Genomic DNA, 19,093 nt, shown 5'->3' with positions numbered 1-19,093 from the left:
GGCGAATCGGTCGCTTATTGTTAGCCTCTTTGCTGCGAAGAAACGCCGTTACCACGAGTTGATGTCATGAAAACCCAACTGATTACCCGCGAAGGCTATAACAAGCTGCGCGCCGAACACGACCATTTGTGGAACGAAAAGCGTCCCGAAGTGACCAAAATTGTCTCCTGGGCGGCCAGCCTCGGCGATCGTTCGGAAAACGCCGATTACACCTACAACAAACGTCTGCTGCGCCAGATCGATCGCCGCGTACGCTATCTGCGTAAATGCCTCGCCGACCTGAAAATTGTCGATTACGCACCGCAGCAGGAAGGCAAAGTGTTTTTTGGCGCGTGGGTGCAGGTGGAGAACGAGCAGGGTGACGTGAAGCGGTTTCGCATTGTCGGCCCGGATGAAATCTATGGCGAGACGATGAAAGAGTACATTTCGATTGATTCGCCGATGGCGCGCGCGCTGATCAAGAAAGAAGTGGATGACGAAGTGGTGGTGAACACGCCGGAAGGCCAGAAAATCTGGTTTGTGAACAGCATCGACTATGTAAAAGAGACGCCCTAAAAAGAGTCGGAGAATAATGGCCTGGATAACGAGGCCGGGGCGCAACTTATTCTCCGGTGGCGAAATGGGCTGACAGTAAAAGAGGGGAAAGCGCCGCAGCCTTGCCGCGCATCAATAGTATGAATTATTTGCCTGGCGTGGTCGCGGTGGTGGTTGAGGTACTGTTACCACCTTTGTCGCCGCCGCTCATGGTCGCCAGTGCAACACCCAGCAACGCGCCAACCGCGCCAATACCGATAGCGTCAGAGTTTCCTTTCGCCGTGGTAGAAGCCTGTGCGCCAGCCGCTTCGCCCGCGCTGGTGGCCGCCTGAACCTGAGTGATGCTGGTCAGTACCAGTGCGCCCAGCAGAATTACGGTTTTTTTCATCTTTCTCTCTCCACATGAACTCAATAACAGCAGGTACGCATGCAGTGTCGAAGATCGCGCTGCGATAAGAAAGACGTGTTTATTGCCTGATTTATCGGCCTTTATTTAATGCTGGCCTTGTTTTTTCCTGGCGTGGAATTGTTCCGAGAGCAGATACGCGGCTGATGGCGAAAGCACAATATTTTATGCTGCCCTTCAGCTGGTACTGGCATATTCTGCACCGTTACCTTAAGCCAAATCGCGCTGAGCGCCTTCCTGGCCGCGATTTAATATGTAATGTTCCAGTAACAGAAAGAATATGCGCCAAATTTTCAGATAAGCGCTAAGCGGCTTGAAAGCACAGATAAAAAACGCGAAGCGAAGCGCATTTCGGGGCTAAAAATAAATATAAGCTGCTGTTTAATATGCTTTGTAACAATTTCGGCTAGAATATAAACCATAAATGACTGTCACACTGAGGCCTCTTTTTTTAACAATATTGGCTCAGGCAATGGCGCCTTTGGGAGTTGAACATGCAAGAGAACTACAAAATTCTGGTCGTCGATGACGATATGCGTCTGCGTGCGTTGCTGGAGCGCTATCTCACCGAGCAGGGCTTTCAGGTGCGTAGCGTTGCCAACGCCGAGCAAATGGATCGACTGTTAACCCGCGAATCTTTCCATTTGATGGTGCTCGACTTGATGTTGCCGGGCGAAGATGGTTTGTCTATCTGCCGTCGTCTGCGCAGTCAAAGTAACCCGATGCCGATCATTATGGTCACCGCCAAGGGTGAAGAAGTGGATCGTATCGTCGGTCTGGAGATCGGCGCGGATGACTACATTCCAAAACCGTTCAACCCGCGTGAGCTGCTGGCGCGAATTCGTGCCGTGCTGCGTCGTCAGGCCAATGAACTGCCGGGCGCGCCTTCGCAGGAAGAAGCGGTTATCGCCTTCGGTAAATTTAAGCTGAACCTCGGCACCCGCGAAATGTTCCGTGAAGATGAGCCGATGCCGCTGACCAGCGGTGAGTTTGCCGTGTTAAAAGCGCTGGTGAGCCATCCGCGTGAGCCGCTGTCGCGCGATAAGCTGATGAACCTGGCGCGTGGTCGTGAATACAGCGCCATGGAACGGTCCATCGACGTGCAGATTTCCCGTCTGCGTCGCATGGTGGAAGAAGATCCGGCGCATCCGCGCTATATCCAGACCGTTTGGGGCCTTGGCTACGTATTCGTTCCGGACGGCAGCAAAGCATGAGGCGATTGCGCTTCTCACCCCGCAGTTCGTTTGCCCGCACCTTGTTATTGATCGTTACCTTGCTGTTCGTCAGCTTGGTAACGACCTATTTGGTGGTGCTCAATTTCGCCATTCTTCCCAGTTTGCAGCAGTTCAATAAGGTCCTCGCGTACGAAGTGCGTATGTTGATGACTGACCGGCTGCAGCTGGAAGATGGAACACAGTTGGAAGTGCCGCCGGCCTTCCGACGCGAAATTTATCGTGAGCTGGGCATCTCGTTGTATACCAACGCGGCGGCGGAAGAGAGCGGTTTGCGCTGGGCGCAGCATTACGAATTCCTCAGTGAACAGATGGGCCAACAGCTGGGCGGCCCTACCGATGTCCGGGTCGAGGTGAATAAAAACTCGCCGGTGGTGTGGCTGAAAACCTGGCTGTCGCCGGATATCTGGGTGCGCGTACCGCTCACCGAAATCCATCAGGGCGACTTCTCACCGCTGTTCCGCTACACGCTGGCGATTATGCTGCTGGCGATAGGCGGCGCCTGGCTGTTTATCCGCATCCAAAATCGACCCTTGGTGGATTTGGAACATGCGGCATTGCAGGTGGGTAAAGGCATCATTCCGCCGCCGCTGCGCGAATACGGTGCGTCTGAAGTGCGTTCAGTGACGCGCGCCTTTAACCAAATGGCGGCCGGGGTGAAGCAGCTGGCCGACGATCGTACCTTGTTGATGGCCGGTGTCAGCCACGACTTGCGTACGCCGCTGACGCGTATCCGCCTTGCCACCGAAATGATGGGTGAGCAGGATGGTTATCTGGCGGAGTCGATCAACAAAGATATCGAAGAGTGCAACGCCATTATCGAGCAGTTCATCGATTATCTGCGCACCGGACAGGAGATGCAGACCGAACGTGCCGACCTGAACAGCGTGCTGGGCGAAGTTGTGGCGGCTGAAAGCGGCTACGAGCGCGAGATTGAGAACGCGGTAATGTCCGAAGATGTGATGCTGGATATCAACCCGTTATCGATTAAGCGCGCGCTGGCGAATCTGGTGGTCAATGCGGCGCGTTACGGCAACGGTTGGATTAAGGTTAGCAGCGGCAAAGAGCTGAACCGCGCGTGGTTCCAGGTGGAAGATGATGGTCCTGGCATCAAACCGGATCAACTGCAACACCTGTTCCAGCCGTTTGTGCGTGGCGACAGCGCTCGCAGCACCAGCGGAACCGGCCTGGGCCTGGCGATTGTGCAGCGTATTATCGATGCCCATGAAGGTTCACTGGAGATTGGTGAGAGCGATCGCGGCGGATTGCGTATTCGCGCGTGGCTGCCGATCCCCGAAGGCAGCAGTAGCAGCGCAGTGGTGAGCATTAACCACAGCGCGTGATGGCCATGTGGGCACAAATCACCTTACAAAACCCGTCGATGCAGAAACAACAAAGCCGCTATCCCTCGCAGGATAGCGGCTTTTTTATGGCCTCAACCACATCACATCACAGCTGCGGACCGGCTTGCACCAGCGCCTTACCGGCGTCGTTATCGGTGTACTTCTCAAAGTTAGTGATAAAGCGCTGCGCCAGATCCTGCGCGGCTTGCTGCCAGGCCGCTTCTGTTGGCCAGCTGCGGCGCGGATCGAGAATTGCGCTATTCACCTGCGGTAAATGCTTTGGCATCTGCAGGTTAAACACCGGCAGCTGTTCGGTTTCCACGTTATCCAGTTCACCGGCCAGAATCGCGTTGATGATAGCGCGCGTGTCTTTCAGTGAGATGCGCTTGCCGCTGCCGTTCCAGCCGGTATTGACCAGATAGGCCTGCGCACCCGCTGCTTCCATGCGCTTCACCAGCACGTCGGAATATTGCGTGGGATGCAGCGTCAGGAACGCCGCGCCAAAACAGGCGGAGAAGGTTGGCGTCGGCTGGGTTACGCCGCGCTCGGTGCCGGCCAGCTTGGCGGTAAAGCCCGACAGGAAGTGATACTGTGTCTGTTCCGGCGTTAAGCGCGAAACCGGCGGCAGCACACCAAAAGCATCGGCGGTGAGGAAAATCACCCGCTTCGCATGGCCCGCCCTGGAAACCGGCTGCACGATGTTTTCGATATGCTCAATCGGATAGGAGACGCGGGTGTTCTCAGTTTTGCTGCCGTCGGCGTAATCCACGCTGCCATCGGCGCGCACCACCACGTTTTCCAGCAGTGCATCGCGGCGGATAGCGCGGTAGATTTCCGGCTCCGCCTGCTCAGACAGATTAATGGTTTTGGCGTAGCAGCCGCCTTCAAAGTTGAACACGCCATCATCATCCCAGCCGTGTTCGTCATCACCGATCAGCTGGCGATCTGGGTCGGTAGATAAGGTGGTTTTGCCGGTGCCGGAGAGGCCGAAGAACACCGCCACATCGCCCGCTTTGCCGACGTTAGCCGAGCAGTGCATCGACGCAATGCCTTTCAGCGGCAGCAGGTAGTTCATGATGGCGAACAGGCCTTTCTTCATCTCGCCGCCGTACCAGGTGCCGCCAATCAACTGCATGCGCTCAGTGAGGTTGAAGGCGACGAAGTTCTCAGAGTGCAGACCCTGCGCCTGCCAGTCCGGATTGGTGCACTGCGCGGCGTTCATCACCACGAAATCTGGCTTGAAGTCAGCTAGCTCGCTCTCGCTCGGACGGATAAACATGTTTTTGACGAAGTGCGCCTGCCAGGCCACTTCCATCACGAAGCGCACGCTCAGGCGCGTATCGGGATTGGCACCGCAGAACGCATCAACCACAAACAGACGTTTGCCGGAAAGCTGCTGGGTGCAGCGATCTTTCAACGCCTGCCAGGTTTCCTGCGACAGCGGCTGGTTATCATTTTTGCCGTTGCCAACATCGTTCCACCACAGCGTGTCGCGTGTGGTGTCATCGCGAACGATATATTTATCTTTGGGCGAGCGACCCGTAAAGATGCCGGTATCCACGGCAATGGCGCCGCTCTGCGTCAGAGTGCCTCGCGCATAACCTTCCAGCTCTGGGCGGGTCTCTTCCTGAAATAGCGTGTCGAAGTCAGGGTTGTACACCACTTCGGTGGTGCCGCTGATGCCCATAGAGGCGAGGTCTTGCGATGTCAGGCCGTTAACGCGCATGTGACTGCTCCTTTAATCGGTATCTGTTACTGCGTATTTTTTATGGGGGGATTCTGCTGCCTGCCGTGCATAGCCACACAGGGCAGATCGCGCGCAGTGTACTCTTATGAGCACAGCGGAAAAGAGAAGATAGTCAGAAATGCGAGCTGGAACGTGACAAGTAGAGAAATCTGCCACTTATGTAATTAAAGTCAGCGTTATTTAGCTAATAACCGTGATAAATGATAGGGATACGTTCAGAGGGAAATGCGGGCGGCTGAACCGCCCGGCAGGAAATTAATGCACTTGATCGCTGTTGTTGGTTGGCGCGTTACGAATGGCGGCAATATCCACCGCATCGTACACATAGTGCGAATTGCAGTAGTCGCAATGCATATCGATTTTGCCATCCTCTGCGAGGATTTCATCCACTTCTTCAATCGGCAGCGTACTCAGGACTTCGCCGCAACGCTCGCGTGAGCAGGTGCATTTGAAGCTAACCGGCGACGGATCAAACACCGTGGCTTCTTCCTGATGATACAGACGCCACAGCACGTCGGTGGCGGGCAGTTCGATCAGCTCTTCGCTCTTCACGGTTTCGGTCAACGTGGCGAGATGATTGAAATCATCCGGGCTCGGCTCTTGCGCTGGCAGCACCTGCAGCAGAATGCCCGCCGCGCCTTTCTCGCTGGTACGGATAAACAGGCGCGTTGGCAGCTGCTCAGAGCGCATGAAGTAATCTTCCAGGCAACCCGCCAGCGTATCCGCTTCCAGGCCCACCACGCCTTGATAACGCTCGCCTTTCTCTGGCGAGATGGTGATCACCAGATAGCCGTTACCGACCATCTCTTTCAGGCTGCTGCCCGGTGCGATCTCGGCATCTTCTTTGACGCGCGCCACGCCACGCAGCTCCTGGCGGTTGTTACCGTTGATCACCGCCAGCGTCAGCGGACCATCGCCCTGCAACTGTACGGTGATATCACCATCAAACTTCAGCGTTGCCGTCAGCAGACTGGTGGCCACCAGCAGCTCGCCCAGCAAGGTTTTTACCGGCTCAACGTAGTCGTGATTTTTGACAATTTCACGCCAGGTTTCCGTCACGTTAACCAGCTCACCGCGCACGGCGACATTTTCGAACAGGTAGCGGTGCAGTTGATCGTTTGCAGACATAGTGTTTCTCTCGTTGGGGGCGCGTTATTTATCGCCCGACAATTTAAATTTCATCAGATCGCGGCGCTCTTTCTTATCCGGGCGACGATCGGGGTGCGGCATGGTTAACGCATTCATCTTGCGCGCCAGCGCGGTTTTCTCTCGCTTTTCGATACTGGCGTCGGTTTCGGCATACAGCGCTTGCGCTTCGGTGGCGGGACGACGCTGATCGGTGACCGCGGTGATCACCACGGTGCGCTCATCATTGCCCTGACGCAGCGTCAGCTCGGCGTTCAGCTCCACCAGTTTACTGGGCTTGCTGCGCTGACCGTTGTAATGCACTTTGCCGCCTTCCACCATCTCGCGAGCCAGCGCACGGGTTTTATAGAAGCGCGCGGCCCACAGCCATTTGTCGAGGCGGACCCCTTCGCTGATTTTCTCTTTCATTGCGGCTCCTGCTTTAACGCAGCGTCTCACACAGTTGACGATAATCTCGTACCGCCGGATGACGCTGGAAAGATTGATCGGGCCGACCGGAATCCGGATTGCTGACGCCTAAACACCAGCGAATGCCCCAGCTTGTCGCCGCATCCAAAATCGCTTCGCTGTCATCAATGAATAGCGTGCGCGAACTCTCAAACGCAGTGTGCTGCTGAACAGCCTGCCAGAGACGCGGATCCTCTTTCGGATACCCAAAGGTATGGGTGGAAAGTAATAAATCAAGGTGGGCAGCTAATCCGGTCTGCTCCAGTTTGACATCCAGATTATAAGGATGCGCATTGGTCAGCAGAATGGTGCGTTTGCCTGCGGCGCGTAGCGCCTGCAATAACGGCAGCGTATCTTCACGCATTGCGGCGCGATGGCGCTTTTCCCACGTCATGGCGCGAATATCCAGCGCCAGTTCCTGCGACCAGTAATCGAGACAATACCAGTTTAGCGTATGCATCACGGCCTGATACTTCTGCTCAATCAGCTGATGGGCTTCACCCAGGGTGATCGCGCGTTCACGGCTTAAGGTTTCGGGAACGTGTTCCAGCCAGAAGTGGCGATCAAAGGCGAGGTCGAGCAGCGTGCCGTCCATATCCAGCAGCACGGTATCAATCTCTGACCAGTTAAGCGTAACCTGCATTTTCTTTCTCGCCGCAAAAAAGTGGGCGACAGGGTAGCACAGAAGGGAAGGGCTCAGAACAGCGAGCGCACGCTCTGCATAGTGTTCAGATTGTGGTTGAAGCACTTGTCGTAATATTGCTGAATTTCCGCCATACGCAGACGATTACGGTGAATACGACGCAGCGCCAGCAAGCCGTTGATCACCGCGCTGGCAATCAGTACCAGCATCAGCAACGCGGTGCCTAGATAGCGCCATTGCGCCATCGCATCTGGCTCGTTATGCAGCGCGATATGACGGGTACCGTTAGCATCAGTGGTAATACTGGTGATGATGCCGCTGGCGGCGAACGGCGTATGCAGCAGCATTTCAGACATGCGCTGTAGCTCACGCCATTGCGAAGGGGCATCAAGATCAAACAGTGAAACTGACGGCTGCGGCTGCGTCACCATCTGGCGACCTTCATCACTAATGATCAGGAAACCACCCGGCGGCGGACTATTGAGGTTTTCTGCCGCGCGACGGGTCTCGCGCGCGAAGAAGGTAGAAGTAGCAGTGTTGACCAGATTTTCCAGCGCTTCAGCGCTAACCGGGCGCAGCAGCACATTCATGCCATTCAGCTTGCCGGAATCTGCGCGGTGGATCAGTGAATCCCAATCTTTGGCGTTGCCCAGATTTACCAGCGCATTTTTCAGGCGCACACAATCCTGCTGCTGGCTGCACAGCTCCTGGGTTTTCAGCACCAGATCGGAGAAGTCATCCAGCAGAATCATGCCGGATTTTTGAATCGCCGAGGCCAGCTGCGGGTTGAGCTTCGGATCGGTGTTGGTTTCCGGATGCAGCTGGCGCGTGGTGGTGTCGAGCAACGCGGAAGCTTTATCGATGATATCCGATTGCGGCTGTGGCAGCGGCGCGGCGTTGTTCCAGTAAATGGCTGAGCAGTCAAACGGCATGTAGGCGTAACTGCGATTGCTTTGGTAGTTGCCTGGCACCGAACACATACCGGTGCCGCCCACTTTCAGGCTGTCGCCGATGTGCAGTGGCAGCGCATTCAGCTTATCAACGCTGTTCACTTCGATGCTCTCGGTGCCTTTTACCCACGCGAGGCTGAGTTTGATCGGCATGCTGAGCGGAATCCAGGTGAACAGCATCACCAGCACCAGTAGCGAACCACACGCCAGCACCAGGTTTTTACGCCAGCGCTGCACCGGGAAGTTACGCACTTCGTCCTGCAGCGACAGGAAGCGGCCCTGACGCACCACCTGACGATTGAGGTACATCTCAACATCGGTGATCTGGCCTAGATCATGCGCCACATAAGGCTGCCAGTGTGCAGGGTAGATCAGATCAATAATGCCAAGCGAGATGTTGCTCTGCTCCTGATTTGATTCGCCGAACAATCCCCAGCGCTTGGGCGCACCGCGCAGGCAGTGGACGTCACGCAAACCATTCGCACCCGGGAAGCGGTAGAGGAACCATAGGCTGACGGCGATCATCAGGCAGCCGAGCAGGGCAATCCATACCATCAGGCTGCCGGGCAGCACCAGGCTAAGGAAGAACAAGAGGAAAGCGAAACAGATGGCGACCGCTTCACGCGTGCCGTCGGCGCGTGACAGTTGATACTCTTCCGAGGTCTCTTTGCGCACCTGCAGCAGTTCAACGTTCTCGCTCTCTTCTTTACGAATAGAGGCGTTGGTTGACATCGGTCGTACCAGCGGCGGCAGCGCCGGTTGTTCAACGGCGTAGCTCACCAGTGAATGACCGTTGAGCGAAATCACCAGCGGCAGCGTTTGCGTACGGATCAACTCAACATAGTTTTCATCGGCGATGTACTGCTCCCACAGCGGCGGCAGATGCACCTCGACTTCGTCGAGATAGTAGCGCCATTTCTGCGGATCGTCGGTGGAGAGGCCATAGCGGGTGATGGAACGAGTGACAGGATAAACGTTACTGCTTTGCGCGGTGAGCGTCAGCGCTTCGGGTTCGCGTGACTTCTTTGCAGAACGGGTACTGCTGTGTTGCTGCTGTTTGGCCAGCAACGCAATGTACTTTTCAACGGCATCACGTTCTTCGTCAGTAAGCTTGCGATGAGGCGGACTGATAAACGGCAGAGGTTTCGCCAACGGCGGACGATGCCGCATAGCGTACCAATAGCCGATACCTGCGAGTAACGAACAGGCGAGCATGACTGCCAGAATGACAATGTAAGTGCTCATGCTTTGCTCAATCCAGCCAAAAAACTGCCTTCACGTTAACGATGTACTCCCGGTGAATCCATCAATACAAGTCAATTTTGGCGAGCAGAAGTGATTCTGACAAGGGAAAAGTCAGATAAAATAACGCGCAAAATCATTTAATTATAGTTTGGTAGATTATTCCTTAACGGGATGTTAACCAGATAAAACTCAATTAAATATCGGCATTATCTGAATTGTGCACAACATCGTTGACTTATTGTGAATTTTTAACTGCATAGATAACAAGAAGTTGTTAGCGGCAGTGAGTGAATGTATGTCACCATAGTTTACCTACACCGCGTCTCGCACAATAGTTCGGGCTTCGGTATGCTGGCGTCATCACGTTTCACAGGGTTGTGCTAAGTTTGAGGCTGATATGAAAACCCCAATGAAAAAACCTGACATCCTCAATGTGGAAGCGGTTGCCCGCTCCCGTTTGTTCACCATAGAAGCGGTCGATCTCGCTTTCAGCAATGGCGCGCGTCGCGTCTATGAACGCATGAAGCCTTCCGATCGGGAAGCGGTGATGATTGTGCCGATTATCGGCGATGACGTGATCCTGATACAGGAGTACGCCGTGGGTCTGGAAAGCTATGAACTCGGTTTCCCGAAAGGGCTGATCGATCCCGGTGAAAGTGCCTTTGAAGCCGCCGACCGCGAGCTGAAAGAGGAGGCGGGATTTGGTGCCACTAAACTGGAAGCGCTCGGCAAGCTGACCATGGCGCCCTCTTACTTCTCCAGCAAGATGAACATTGTGGTCGCGGAAGGTTTGTACGAAGAGAAGCTGGAAGGTGATGAGCCGGAGCCGCTGATTGTTCATCGCTGGCCGTTAAATAACCTGTTGGCGCTGCTGGAGGAACCTGATTTCCGCGAAGCGCGTAACGTCAGCGCCCTGTTTATGGTGCGCGAATGGTTGGTGAAGCAGGGACGTTTAAGCTACTAATCTTTGAGCATCGCTTAAAAAAAGAAAGCCGGCAGAGTTGCCGGCTTTTTTGATCAGAACAGTTCGTGGCTTTGGCCATTGTCCATGATGGTGGTTCCTACATCATGCACCGAATATTCCGTTGGCTGCGTGCCGTTGATGAAGTACTCCTGACGCGAGTTGCCGCCGTTGGCCAGTTTACCGGTACCGCGATCGATATTAACGGTGACTACGCCATCTGGCGGTGTCAGCGGCTGAACCGGCACGCCTTCCAGCGCGGATTTCATATAATCATCCCACGCTGGCTGAGCACTCTTGGCACCGCCTTCGTAACCGGAGATTTGGTCCGGAATCGCGCCTGACATCGTTGAACGACCGAGCGCACGTGAATCATCGAAGCCAATCCACACTGAGGTCACTACGCCCGGACCGTAACCGGAGAACCACGCATCTTTCGAGCTGTTGGTGGTACCGGTTTTACCGCCGATATCGTTACGTTTTAAGTCACGACCTGCACGCCAACCGGTTCCCATCCAGCCGGGTTCGCCGAAGATGTTGGTGTTTAGCGCGCTCTTGATCAGGAATGACAGTGGCGTGTTGATCACGTGCGGTGCATATTGCTGATCGCCACCCGGCTGCGGCTGCGCGGGGACTTGCTCCAGCTCCGGTTGCGGCACAGTTTGGTTCTGCGATTGCTCGGAAGTGGCGACATTCTCAATGCTCTCTTCGTTCAGCGCCACCGACTTTTTGGTATCGCCATAGATCACCGGCAAGTTGCACTGCGGGCAGGCAATTTTCGGTTTCTCTTCAAAGATCACGCCGCCTTGTTCGTTCTCAATCCTGGTGATGAAGTACGGATCGACCAGGAAGCCGCCGTTTGCCATCACCGCGTAACCGCGCACCACCTGCATTGGCGTGAACGAAGCCGCGCCTAACGCTAACGATTCGGTATGCACGATGTTCTGCGCCGGGAAGCCGAAACGCTGCAGGTATTCCGCCGCGTAATCTACGCCCATTGCACGCATCGCACGCACCATCACCACGTTTTTCGATTCGCCCAAGCCCTGACGTAAACGGATAGGACCGGCATAGGTAGGTGGCGAGTTCTTCGGACGCCAGTCGGCGCCTGCACCCGCATCCCAGCGCGAAATCGGCACGTCATTGAGAATCGATGCCAGCGTTAAACCGCGATCCATCGCCGCGGTGTACAGGAACGGTTTGATATTGGAGCCGACCTGGCGTAGCGCCTGGGTAGCGCGGTTAAACATGCTCTGGTTGAAGTCGAAACCGCCGACCAGGGCGCGTACGGCACCATCTTCTGGATTGAGCGACACCAGCGCGGAGTTCACCAAGGGAACCTGGCCGAGCCACCAATCATCATTCACTTTACGCACCCAAATCTGCTGACCGGCTTGCAGCACCTGCGTCACGCTACGCGGCGTTGGGCCTTGCAGCGTGTCAGATTTGTAAGGGCGCGCCCAGCGCACGCCCGCCATGCTCAGTGAGACGCTACTGCCATCTTTCAGCATAGCCGTGGCCTGATCGGCGCTGGCACTGGTGATCACTGCGGCATTCAACGGGCCATAAGTCGGCAAGTTTTTCAGCGCGCTCTGGATGCGGGTTTGATCCCAGCTAGCTTCACCCACTTTCCACAGCACGTTAGTCGGACCGCGATAGCCGTGACGCATATCGTAGGCCATCACATTGTTACGCACCGCCTGCTGTGCGGCTTCCTGCAGGTGGCGGGTCACGGTGGTGTAAACCTTATAGCCATCTTCATACGCTTTATCGCCGTAACGCTTCACCATCTCCTGTCGCACCATTTCACTCAAATAAGGTGCGGAGAAGGCGATTTCCGGGCCGTGATAGCTGGCCGTCAACGGTGCATTACGCGCTTCGTTATATTGCTGCTGCGTGATGTAGTTTTGATCCAGCATACGTGCCAGCACCACATTACGACGCGACAGTGCACGCGTATGAGAATAGAGCGGGTTGAAGGTGGAAGGCGCTTTTGGCAACCCGGCAATCACCGCCATTTCGCTCAGCGACAGCTGATCAATGGATTTTCCAAAGTAGACCTGCGCCGCAGCGCCCACACCGTACGCGCGATAGCCGAGATAAATCTTGTTGAGGTACAGCTCAAGAATTTCATCTTTGCTTAGCAGCTGCTCAATGCGGATCGCCAGGAACGCTTCCTTAATTTTACGCATTAAGGTGCGCTCTGGACTGAGGAAGAAGTTACGCGCCAGCTGCTGGGTGATGGTACTGGCACCCTGCGATGCGTGACCTGACATCAGTGCAATGCTGGCAGCACGGAAAATCCCCACCGGATCGACACCGTGATGCTCGTAGAAACGGCTGTCTTCGGTGGCAATAAACGCTTTGATTAACTCAGGCGGCATCTGCTTTAGGGTCAGCGGCACACGGCGCTTCTCACCGTATTGGGCGATTAGATCGCCATCCGCGCTGTAAACCTGCATAGGCGTTTGCAGGCGCACATCTTTCAATGTGTTCACATCGGGCAGCTGCGGCTCTATGTATTTGTACAAACCATAAACCGTGCCGGCTCCCAGCAAAATGCAACACACTGCAAGGATCAATAAATACTTTACGAACTTCACCTGAGAATTCCCATCTGTTGTCGTTTGAGCAGTTTATAAGCAACCGCGCGGTAGTATAAAGACAAGCCTGACGCTTTGATATACCCGTCAGACTTGAAGTTGCCGGTGCGTTGGCCAGGTGTAATCCCCCTAGTCACTAACTCATGTAAGCGGCTGGAGATTCATGCACTTGCCGACTTCCTGCAACGCCAATTCTTTCGAGTATTGGCCTAAGTCCCTTCAATGGTAATGATAAGGAGATCGCGCGCATGGCTTTTGAGCGCTGGCAAATCGGACTGGACATCCAAAATGGGCAGATCTGTGCCCTTGGCATTGAACGCCGTCGTCATGGTTGGCAGTTGCGACACTGGTGGCAACAAACGCTGCCGCAAGATACGTTAAGAAACGGTGTGCTGCAAACCACGCCTGCGTTACTGGATATGTTAGGACGCTGGCAGCGCCATCTGCCGAAACGTTATTCGCTGCGCGTTGGTCTGCCGCCACAGCTGGTGTTGCAACGAACCTTACCCTTGCCGGAAACCTCGTTGCGTGAACCAGCATTAGGGCGTTATGTGGCGGCTTCCGCACAGCGTCTTTTCCCGGTTGAGCCGGCTTCGCTATCGCTGGATTATCGATCGCCGGGTAAGGCTTCGCAGCTTTGCGTCACTGCGGCGCGGCGCGAGGTGATCGCCCAATGGCTGACACCGCTCAAACAGGCGGGTCTGAGACCTGACGTATTTGAGCTGAGTAGTCTGGCGCTGACGCAAATCGGCATGCGTATGCCTTTACGCCACAACCAGCTGTTGATTCATCCGCTTAGCGATCACTGGCTATGGACGCTGGCAGGTGAAAGCACCACCTCAGGCGCAGCCACCGAACCCCTCACTCTCGCGCAACTGCGTGACACCTTTCCACAGATGGAGAGCGTGCTCTGCACGTCACCCCAGGTTTTGCCTGAGGAGCAGGTTAAACGCTGCAAGCCGTTTACGCTGCTGCACTATCTGCAACCGCCTTTGCCCGAGCAGGAGGGTGAGTTTGCTATCGCGCTTGGGTTGGCACTGCGCCCGGAGGATGCCTGATGCTGGCGGTCAACTTGCTGCCCTGGCGCATCCAGCAATGGCAGCGGCGGCGCCAGCAGAGCATCACGCTGCTGGCACTGACGTTGGTGTGCACCTTGCTGATCCTTTCAGCGCTGTGGTGGCGTGGCGCAATCGCACGGCAGCTACAGGCGGAAGCCCTGATGGATATCACCTTCATCCTCACCACACTGCAACAGCAGCTTGAGCAGCAGCAATCGCTGCTGCAGTTGCGTGAGTCACTTCTTCAGGCGCAGCGCGCCCAGCAACAGCGGCAAGATCAGCACCACCGCTGGCAGCATTTCTGGCAGCAATTGCCGGAACTAATGCCTGAAACCTTATGGCTACATCGCCTTGAGCGGCGGCAAGGGCAGTTGGTGCTGGAGGGGCAGGCGCAGAGCATGGCGGCAGTGAGTGATTTTCGCCATCAATTGATAACGCAGCCGTTGTTCAGCAGCGTGAAGCAGGGCGGTGTGCAGCGCCAGTCCGGCGGCGATTATCGCTTCGCCCTGCATGCGCGCATACAGGAGTTGGCCGATGAATGATCTGCTGCAACGCTGGCTGATGTTAACGCTACCGCTACGCATCGTAGCATTACTGCTGCTATCGCTGCTGCTGTTCGCGCTGATGTGGTGGGTGGTGCTTCGTCCGCAGCAGCAGATGCATGAAGCGCAACAGCAACAGCTGGGAAAAATGAGGCAACAACAGCAACAGCGTTTGCAACAGCTGGCACTCTTTCCAGACATTGAGCTGTTGCAGGATGAGATCGCCACGCTGCAGCAACCTGCGCCGGATATGGCGGCGCAGCAAACGCTGGAGACAATTGTTGCTGCACGGGGTAGCCAGCTGGAAGCCTGGCATCCGGATAGCCAGCCGCAACAGCTACAGCTGCGGCTCATCTGGCCACAGTTTCTGCCGCTGTTTAGCGAGCTCGCCACGACCCGCTTAGCCGTGCCACAGCGTTTTCAGCTGCAAGCCGAGCAGGGCGTACTGAACACGCAACTTTGGCTGGAGAGTGACGATGCGGAGTAGCGCGCTGCTGTTGCTGCTCTGCAGCTCCCTTGCGCTAGCGCGCGATCCTTTCCAGCCGCTGACAGAAACGCTTTGCCAGGCACAGGTTGCCGCGCCGCAAGGCTGGCGTTTGCAGGGCATCATTGGTGCAGCGCCGCACTATGTGGCGTGGCTGGTTTCTCCGCAGGGAAAAAGTCATCGGCTGACCGAGCAAACACCCTTTCCGCTGCCGCCCTGGCAAGTCGTGCAGCTTACGGCACGCACGCTGGTGCTGAACGCGACACAAAGTTGTTCGCCCCAGCAAATCACATGGGTAATAAAAGGAGGTTTTTATGAAATGGATGACGTTACTGATACTGCTGTCTCTGAGCGCCCCGCTGCGCGCCAGTGACGATCGCCTGAGCCTGACGTTTGATGATGCACCGGTTGAACGCATTTTACAGGCGCTGGCGGATTATCAGCAGACCAACCTGCTGATTGCACCGGGTGTTGAGGGCCGCCTCTCGCTGCGCTTAGATAATGTGGGTTGGGAGCGCGCGCTCGCCCTGGTGACACAGCTGGCAAAACTTACCGTGGTACAGGAAGAGGGCGTGCTGTTGGTCTACCCAGAAAGCTGGCAACAGTTGCAGGCGCAACAAGCGCAGGCAGAGCGTGAGGAGGAAAAACAGCAAACGCCTCTGGAACAACGAACCGTGACGCTGCATTACGCCAGCGCCAGCGATATTTATCGTAGCTTACAAGCCGAGCGATCCTTGATGACGCCACGTGGCAGCGTGACGGTGGACAGTCGCACCAACAGTCTGCTGTTGCGCGATACGACCGAGGCGCTGCGTGACACTGAGCGCTGGTTAAAAGCATTAGATTTACCGCTGGAGCAGGTTGAGCTGGCTGCACACATCGTCACCATCAATGAAGAGCATCTGCGCGAGCTGGGCGTTAACTGGGGCACTTCACCAGCAGAAGTCGTGACCCAGGCGCTGCGTAATCCACTGCTGGATATTCCCCTGGCGGTGGGCAATCCGGCGTTTCGTGCCGGCGTGACGCTGGGCCAGGTGAGTGGCGAATTGTTGAACCTCGAATTAAGCGCATTGGAGCAGGAGAACCAAATCGAAATTATCGCCAGCCCGCGCCTGTTTACCGCGCATCAACAGACCGCCACTATCAAGCAGGGAACGGAAATCCCCTATGAGGTGAAGTCGGGTAATAGCGGGGCGACGGCGATTGAATTTAAAGAAGCGGTGCTGGGTATGGAGGTCACGCCCGTGGTATTAGGTAATGGACGCATCCAGCTAAAACTCAGATTGAGCCAGAACCTGCCGGGAAGGAGCGTCAACATTGGCGATAATCAGGTACTGAGTATTGATAAGCAGGAGATTGAAACCCAGGTAACGCTTCGAGATGGCGAAACCTTAGCGCTCGGCGGCATTTTCCAGCAGCAGCGTACGCAGAGCGAAAAACGCGTTCCCTGGCTGGGTGAATTGCCGCTGCTGGGGAATTTGTTCCGTCAGCAGACCGACGAGCAGAAAAAAAAGGAGCTGGTTATCTTTATTACCCCAAGACTGGTCAGGGAAGCAGCGCTTACTGCCGGATAAAGCGGAAAATTCGTTCTGTGAGGCCAACTGCGTTGACGCAGGGCTGGAATTAGCTTACAAGGTTTAGCGATTTTCAAAACGGTGTAACGGAACGCGGCAGAATAACCTTCCGAATGACGTCGGTCACAAGCGATACTGACGTCAAAAGAAATATCTCCAAAATAATTCGAGCTCCAGTAGGACGTTAAATGAGTGAATTCACTGTGCTTACATCGGTAAGCGATTACGGTGGATGACCCCGGCCAGCGTGCCTGTAGCACGAAATATAGCGGATTAGCGGAGGTGCGTTACCGTCTCGCGAACCACAGACCGGTCCTGTTAAGAGGTCGCCGGGGGCAATTTATTCGGTTGCCAAACGGCCATGAGTGTTGAGATAATTTTCCGTCTGACTCTTGTTAACGCTCATGAGGTCTCAGTTCCTGTCCCGCCAGCTATGCTGAACGCGGGGTATCATCAACGAATTCTTAGTAATACCGATAAAATGGCAGAGAAACGCAATATCTTTCTGGTTGGGCCGATGGGTGCCGGCAAAAGCACTATTGGTCGTCAGTTGGCTCAGCAACTCAATATGGAATTTTTCGATTCCGATCAGGAAATTGAGCGACGCACCGGAGCGGATGTAGGCTGGGTATTTGATGTGGAAGGCGAAGAAGGCTTCCGCGATCGTGAAGAAAAGATCATTAATGAGCTGACCGAGAAGCAGGGCATTGTCCTGGCGACCGGTGGTGGCTCCGTCAAATCCCGCGAGACCCGTAATCGTCTCTCCGCCCGTGGTGTGGTCGTATACCTAGAAACCACCATCGAAAAGCAGCTTGCTCGTACCCAGCGTGATAAAAAGCGTCCGCTGTTGCAGGTTGAATCACCGCCGCGCGAAGTACTGGAAGCGCTAGCAGGTGAACGTAATCCGCTTTATGAAGAGATCGCTGATGTCACTATTCGCACTGACGATCAGAGTGCAAAAGTGGTGGCCAATCAGATCATCAACATGCTGGAAAAGAACTAATCCAGCGCCCTGAGGGCTCAGTAATAGGTATCGGTCATCATGGAGAAGATCACTGTCTCACTCGGGGATCGCAGTTACCCCATCACCATCGCTGCCGGACTGTTTAACGATCCGGCTTCTTTTTGGCCGCTCAAAGCAGGCGACAATGCCATGCTGGTAACAAACCAGACACTGGCGCCGATCTATCTGGAACCCCTGGCAGCGCTACTCAGCAAGGCTGGAGTGAAGGTAGATCAGGTCATTTTGCCTGATGGTGAGCAGTACAAAACGTTGGCTGTAATGGACGAGGTGTTCACCGCGCTGCTGAAAAAGCCGCACGGTCGTGATACCACGCTGATTGCACTGGGCGGTGGAGTGATTGGTGATCTGACCGGATTTGCTGCGGCCAGCTATCAGCGCGGCGTGCGCTTTATTCAGGTGCCGACCACGTTGCTGTCTCAGGTTGACTCCTCCGTGGGTGGCAAAACCGCGGTAAACCATCCTCTTGGCAAAAACATGATTGGGGCGTTTTACCAGCCCGCGTCTGTGGTTGTGGATACCCATTGCCTGGCCACTCTGCCGCCGCGCGAACTCGCGTCGGGTCTGGCGGAAGTGATCAAATACGGCATTATTCTTGATGGCGAATTTTTCCTGTGGCTGGAGCAGAATCTTGATGCTCTGCTGGCACTGGATGAAAAAGCCATGGCTTACTGCATTCGTCGCTGCTGCGAGCTTAAAGCCGAAGTGGTCGCGGCTGATGAGCGCGAAACCGGTGTGCGTGCACTGCTTAATCTGGGCCATACTTTTGGTCATGCGATTGAAGCGCATATGGGTTACGGCAACTGGTTGCACGGCGAAGCGGTGTCGGCTGGCATGGTGATGGCCGCGCGTACCGCCGAGCGTTTGGGGCAGTTCACTTCAGCTGAAACCGATCGCATTATCGCGCTGCTATTGCGCGCCGGTTTACCGGTGCATGGCCCGGCGAGCATGGCGGCGGAAGATTATCTGCCTCACATGATGCGCGATAAAAAAGTGCTGGCCGGCGAGTTGCGTCTGGTGCTGCCTCTCGCTATTGGCCGCTCTGAAGTGCGTGCAGGTGTGGCTCATGATATGGTGCTGGCAGCAATCAATGATTGCCAGAAACCCTGATTATTAGAAGTGATGAGTGGTGATGCGGCGTGTGGGAAGCGCGTCGT

Annotated in this window: 18 protein-coding genes; 11 read left to right on the top strand and 7 right to left on the bottom strand. The window is 55.4% G+C overall.

Annotated elements, in window-relative coordinates:
• Window positions 1-66 precede the first annotated feature (66 nt).
• Window positions 67-555 (top strand): transcription elongation factor GreB, encoded by a 489-nt coding sequence (gene greB / locus WH298_RS08160; RefSeq protein ID WP_007892311.1) that lies wholly within the window; start codon window positions 67-69, stop codon window positions 553-555.
• A 124-nt stretch (window positions 556-679) separates the two neighbouring features.
• On the opposite strand, the gene yjbE is transcribed toward greB, so the two are convergent.
• Window positions 680-922 carry an exopolysaccharide production protein YjbE gene (gene yjbE, locus WH298_RS08155; RefSeq protein ID WP_007892310.1) on the bottom strand — a complete coding sequence of 81 codons (243 nt, stop codon included), beginning with the start codon at window positions 920-922 and terminating at the stop codon, window positions 680-682.
• Between the two features lie 512 nt (window positions 923-1,434).
• On the opposite strand from yjbE, the gene ompR reads away from it, so the two are divergent.
• Together ompR and envZ are read left to right on the top strand one after the other, a co-directional pair.
• Window positions 1,435-2,154, top strand: a complete 720-nt coding sequence (gene ompR / locus WH298_RS08150) for an osmolarity response regulator transcription factor OmpR (RefSeq protein WP_001157751.1) — start codon at window positions 1,435-1,437, stop codon at window positions 2,152-2,154.
• Window positions 2,151-3,515 carry a two-component system sensor histidine kinase EnvZ gene (envZ, locus tag WH298_RS08145; RefSeq protein ID WP_007892307.1) on the top strand — a complete coding sequence of 455 codons (1,365 nt, stop codon included), beginning with the start codon at window positions 2,151-2,153 and terminating at the stop codon, window positions 3,513-3,515. The genes ompR and envZ overlap by 4 nt, the downstream gene beginning before the upstream one ends.
• 106 nt (window positions 3,516-3,621) lie before the next feature.
• On the opposite strand, the gene pckA is transcribed toward envZ, so the two are convergent.
• The 5 genes from pckA to WH298_RS08120 form a co-directional block, all read right to left on the bottom strand.
• Window positions 3,622-5,241, bottom strand: coding sequence for a phosphoenolpyruvate carboxykinase (ATP) (gene pckA, locus WH298_RS08140; RefSeq protein WP_180822617.1), 1,620 nt, complete (start codon window positions 5,239-5,241; stop codon window positions 3,622-3,624).
• Between the two features lie 276 nt (window positions 5,242-5,517).
• Window positions 5,518-6,390, bottom strand: a complete 873-nt coding sequence (gene hslO, locus WH298_RS08135; protein ID WP_007892300.1) for an Hsp33 family molecular chaperone HslO — start codon at window positions 6,388-6,390, stop codon at window positions 5,518-5,520.
• 24 nt (window positions 6,391-6,414) lie between these two features.
• Complete coding sequence (hslR, locus tag WH298_RS08130; protein ID WP_007892299.1) at window positions 6,415-6,816, bottom strand: ribosome-associated heat shock protein Hsp15; 402 nt, start codon at window positions 6,814-6,816, stop codon at window positions 6,415-6,417.
• Window positions 6,817-6,829: 13 nt separating this feature from the next.
• Complete coding sequence (gene yrfG / locus WH298_RS08125) at window positions 6,830-7,498, bottom strand: GMP/IMP nucleotidase (RefSeq protein WP_180822616.1); 669 nt, start codon at window positions 7,496-7,498, stop codon at window positions 6,830-6,832.
• Window positions 7,499-7,551: 53 nt separating this feature from the next.
• On the bottom strand, window positions 7,552-9,693 hold the full coding sequence (locus tag WH298_RS08120) for an intracellular growth attenuator family protein (protein ID WP_007892294.1): 2,142 nt from the start codon (window positions 9,691-9,693) through the stop codon (window positions 7,552-7,554).
• A gap of 397 nt (window positions 9,694-10,090) precedes the next feature.
• On the opposite strand from WH298_RS08120, the gene nudE reads away from it, so the two are divergent.
• Window positions 10,091-10,657: an ADP compounds hydrolase NudE gene (nudE, locus tag WH298_RS08115; protein ID WP_007892292.1), complete on the top strand. Its 567-nt coding sequence runs from the start codon at window positions 10,091-10,093 to the stop codon at window positions 10,655-10,657.
• Between the two features lie 53 nt (window positions 10,658-10,710).
• Here nudE and mrcA read toward each other — a convergent pair whose 3' ends face one another.
• Window positions 10,711-13,257, bottom strand: coding sequence for a peptidoglycan glycosyltransferase/peptidoglycan DD-transpeptidase MrcA (gene mrcA, locus WH298_RS08110; protein WP_180822615.1), 2,547 nt, complete (start codon window positions 13,255-13,257; stop codon window positions 10,711-10,713).
• Between the two features lie 248 nt (window positions 13,258-13,505).
• Between mrcA and pilM the strand changes: the two genes are divergently transcribed.
• The 7 genes from pilM to aroB all read left to right on the top strand — a co-directional run bounded on the left by pilM (window position 13,506) and on the right by aroB (window position 19,046).
• The gene (gene pilM, locus WH298_RS08105; protein ID WP_007892287.1) at window positions 13,506-14,315 is read left to right on the top strand and encodes a pilus assembly protein PilM; all 810 of its coding nucleotides are present in this window, start codon (window positions 13,506-13,508) and stop codon (window positions 14,313-14,315) included.
• On the top strand, window positions 14,315-14,857 hold the full coding sequence (locus WH298_RS08100; RefSeq protein WP_180822614.1) for a PilN domain-containing protein: 543 nt from the start codon (window positions 14,315-14,317) through the stop codon (window positions 14,855-14,857). Before pilM ends, WH298_RS08100 begins: the two co-directional genes overlap by 1 nt.
• Window positions 14,850-15,344, top strand: a complete 495-nt coding sequence (locus WH298_RS08095) for a HofO family protein (RefSeq protein ID WP_180822613.1) — start codon at window positions 14,850-14,852, stop codon at window positions 15,342-15,344. The genes WH298_RS08100 and WH298_RS08095 overlap by 8 nt, the downstream gene beginning before the upstream one ends.
• On the top strand, window positions 15,334-15,714 hold the full coding sequence (locus WH298_RS08090; RefSeq protein WP_180822612.1) for a HofP DNA utilization family protein: 381 nt from the start codon (window positions 15,334-15,336) through the stop codon (window positions 15,712-15,714). The genes WH298_RS08095 and WH298_RS08090 overlap by 11 nt, the downstream gene beginning before the upstream one ends.
• Window positions 15,656-16,915, top strand: a complete 1,260-nt coding sequence (hofQ, locus tag WH298_RS08085) for a DNA uptake porin HofQ (RefSeq protein WP_072093422.1) — start codon at window positions 15,656-15,658, stop codon at window positions 16,913-16,915. The genes WH298_RS08090 and hofQ overlap by 59 nt, the downstream gene beginning before the upstream one ends.
• 481 nt (window positions 16,916-17,396) lie before the next feature.
• Window positions 17,397-17,918 carry a shikimate kinase AroK gene (aroK, locus tag WH298_RS08080; RefSeq protein WP_008107887.1) on the top strand — a complete coding sequence of 174 codons (522 nt, stop codon included), beginning with the start codon at window positions 17,397-17,399 and terminating at the stop codon, window positions 17,916-17,918.
• Between the two features lie 39 nt (window positions 17,919-17,957).
• Window positions 17,958-19,046 (top strand): 3-dehydroquinate synthase, encoded by a 1,089-nt coding sequence (gene aroB / locus WH298_RS08075; RefSeq protein WP_049851940.1) that lies wholly within the window; start codon window positions 17,958-17,960, stop codon window positions 19,044-19,046.
• Window positions 19,047-19,093: the final 47 nt, after the last annotated feature.

This window comes from Pantoea nemavictus, assembly GCF_037479095.1.
In the GTDB taxonomy this organism is placed as follows: domain Bacteria; phylum Pseudomonadota; class Gammaproteobacteria; order Enterobacterales; family Enterobacteriaceae; genus Pantoea; species Pantoea nemavictus.
This window is presented reverse-complemented; position numbering and strand designations above follow the sequence as displayed.